This window comes from Desulfoplanes sp., from assembly GCF_054921335.1.
Genome location: NZ_JBUDSQ010000165.1, coordinates 1 through 2555, shown reverse-complemented (window position 1 = coordinate 2555; position 2555 = coordinate 1). Strand labels below are relative to the sequence as shown.

The 2555-nt window shown below is 48.8% G+C and carries 2 protein-coding genes; both read right to left on the bottom strand.

All coding sequences use genetic code 11. The features are described 5' to 3' along the window. Positions 1-355: 355 nt before the first annotated feature. Positions 356-1078: a hypothetical protein gene (locus ACY692_RS14845; protein WP_462326156.1), complete on the bottom strand. Its 723-nt coding sequence runs from the start codon at positions 1076-1078 to the stop codon at positions 356-358. A 110-nt stretch (positions 1079-1188) separates the two neighbouring features. Further along, on the bottom strand, positions 1189-2340 hold the full coding sequence (locus tag ACY692_RS14840; RefSeq protein WP_462326155.1) for a tyrosine-type recombinase/integrase: 1152 nt from the start codon (positions 2338-2340) through the stop codon (positions 1189-1191). Positions 2341-2555 lie beyond the last annotated feature (215 nt).

Below are 2555 nucleotides of genomic sequence, written 5' to 3'. Positions count from 1 at the left end.
GCATCAATATTTTTCATTTGCCCATGGTTCGCGCCGTGGGCTTTTCTGTTTTCCACGGTCGCCCCCTATACCCTACGCGGTTCAATACGGTGTACCGAACGGAATTTCAAAAGATCTTCGGTATAATAAACTACTCTCCCGCCCATTTTGTAATACGCTGGGCCTTTTCCATCAAATCGATACTTCCGCAAAGTCGATGGTTTAAGTCCAAGAAACTTCGCCGCTGCTACGTCGTTCAATCCATTTTCCATAAAAAATGCCCTCACTTTGTAAAATTGTTTCACAAGTGAGGGCAAAATATGGCCGTCTGTGTTTGGTGTCGTATCCGCAATAATTGAGTTATTGCGTTCCTGGGTTATCTCATAGGCAAAACATCCATGATTTCAATACATTCGCGCGTTTTGGTAAATGTCCGGGAGAGTAATTTTTCATCCTTCCACGTCTTCGGGGTGTTTTCGTCTCCTCCGAAAATATCAAGAAAGGCATAGATAGCTTCTCCCCGGTCTGACGTTCCGGCCTCTACGGTATGATCCCAAAGCCAAAGGCCAACCGCTCGGGGCCAGTGGTGCCCCTTTCCGACCTTGTGGCGTATCAAGCGTTCCCATGACTCTTGGGCTTTTGTCCTGGTCTGCTCGGTCTCCTTGCCGGGCCTTTGGCTCCAATATAGGAATTGCATTTCAAGGGTTGTGGTCATGATATCCCGTTCAAAAAATGACCCCACGGTCACGCTCTCTGTGTTGTTCTGAATGTGTCCGGGCAAAGTTCGCATGGGCAAACCGCCACCCGTAAACATCCCGGGCTTGTTCCAAAGGCAAGAAATGTCCTTTGTTTTGGGGTTTTGGTCCCCTTGTTTTTTGAGCTTCCATAAAAAGTCAATGATCCAGTCGGCATCCATCTTTTCGGTATCCCCTGGGAGGAAGTGAACGCCTTCAAGTATTTTGATTTTTTCTTGATATCCTGGAGTATTGCCTTCCTTATCTTCTTTGAAAACTGCCCACGCATCTTGAAATGAATCGTTTCGTAAAATGTACTCTTTGCGCCAAAAAAGGTAAAAACTCTCTTTGTTGTAAAAATCCATTTTCAACCGTCCTTGTGTTTCGGTTGGTCCTTGTGAAGATCCCGGCCAAGGGGGCAAGGTCCCCCCGTTCACCCTAGATAGCTAGTCCAGGGCTAGGCCGGGAAAATTTGTCATCCAGCCTTGCCGTTGCAACTCTCAAAGGTCTTGGCCGCAACCGTTGCCGCATTTTGCAAGGTTTCGTCTGAAAGATGGGCATATCGCGCCGTCATCTTTTGGCTTTTGTGGGTCATTAGTTTTTGCAGGACGTGCATGGAAACTTCACCCGTCGAGGCCAGCATGGAAGCGTAGGTATGCCTCAAACCGTGAAGGGGTCTAAAGTTCTTGGGCAACCCTGCCTTGTCGGCTATGCGCCGAAAGGTCTTTCTCATGTCCTGTAGCTGGTTTCCATACCGACCAGGGAACACATACCCTTCCCTTGTGCCCGGAACGCCGTCTAAGACCTTCTGGGCCTCACCATTGACAGGTAAACGCTGGTCCCTGCCGCCCTTGGGGCCACGGAGAACGAGAAAGCCGTTCTCAAGGTCTATGTCTTCCCATCGGAGCTTGAACAGCTCACCACGTCTCATGCCCGTGAATAGTGCAAGTTTCATGATCCCCCGGGCCTTCCAGGATTTATCCTGCTCGATGGATTCCAAAAGTCGTTCAAGCTGTTCCGGGGTCAAAAACTCGGTCACTTCATTGTCAACTTCCGGCATCTCAAAACGAAGCCGCTTGTTATCAGTGGAGCAATAGCCGTTTTTGATCCCGTGGTTCACGATACGCCGTAAAAGCTCAATCGCGTTTCTAATGGTAGCCGGTTTCTTCCCCGCTTTCTTCATCCGACCTGTGAGCCGTTGGATGTCCAGGGTGACAAGATCCTCAGGTCGTTTCCTTCCGAAGGATTTTTCAAGGTGCAACACATATCTGTTTTCATCTGTGACTTGGCCTTTCCACGCCTTTGTGGAGCGGTCGGTTTTGTACTCCTTGTAATCGTCCCAAAGGGCTTGAACGGTCCAGACTTTTTGACGTTCTTTCTCCCGTTTCTGTACAGGGGTCAGCTCACGCCCTTCAATAAGGTTGGTGCGCATACGGTTAGCCTTTGCTGCGGTCATACCGTCAGCGTACTGCCTCCCGGCCTTCGCCTCAATCGTCTTGCCGTTTTTTTTGTAGACAACAAAAAAGACCTGTTCGGTTCCCGGCTCTCGCTTACCGTTTTCGGAGATTCGCTGTCTGATCCGATAAAAAACACCGGGGTACTTCGTCTTGACCCTGTCTTGTGCCATGAGGTCCACCCCCCTCAAAATTTTATCCAACCCTATATCCAACCTCTAGGGTGAAAAACAATCATAACCAGTAATAAGAGGGGTAATGACAAAAGCCTTTTATGTCAAGGGTATTCAGTTATTCTTTGTGATCTCTTTTTATGGGTTTTTAATCAACTCACGGGCTCATAACCCGAAGGTCATCGGTTCAAATCCGGTCCCCGCTACCAATACAA